Here is a 535-nt window from a genome sequence, read left to right as displayed (position 1 = left end):
GGTTCCTGGTCTTCGCCGACGAGCCCAAATCCGCCGCACGCCAATCGCTGTTGGAGCTGGCCGAGCTGGGCATCGAGCTGAAGATCGCCACCGGGGACAACCCGCGAGTGGCCGAAAAGGTCTGTGAAGAACTGGGTTTGGCCTCGAAGGGCACGATCACCGGCGCGCAGCTCGAACCCCTGGACGACGCCGCGTTCGCGTACGCCGCGCAACACCACACCATCTTCGCGCGCATCTCCCCCGAGCAGAAGGCGCGGCTGATCACCGCGCTGCGGCGCGAGGGGCGAGCCGTCGGCTTCCTGGGCGACGGGGTCAACGACGCGCTGGCGTTGCACGCCGCCGACGTCGGGATCTCCGTCGACAGCGCAACCGATGTGGCGAAGGACGCTGCCGACGTGGTGCTGCTGGAAAAGGATCTGGGCGTGCTGGCCACCGGGGTAGCAACGGGCAGAAGGATTTTCGCCAACACGATCAAGTACGTATTCATGGGCACATCAAGCAATTTCGGGAACATGTTCAGCGCCGCGGCGGCGTC

1 protein-coding gene is annotated in these 535 nt (G+C 65.8%); it reads left to right on the top strand.

What is annotated here, in order from left to right:
• Positions 1-535: HAD-IC family P-type ATPase (locus A9X04_RS27835; RefSeq protein WP_156764240.1), on the top strand; the 535-nt coding region annotated here is incomplete at both ends.

It is taken from the genome of Mycobacterium sp. E3247 (genome assembly GCF_001667785.1).
In the GTDB taxonomy this organism is placed as follows: Bacteria; Actinomycetota; Actinomycetes; order Mycobacteriales; family Mycobacteriaceae; genus Mycobacterium.
This window is presented reverse-complemented; position numbering and strand designations above follow the sequence as displayed.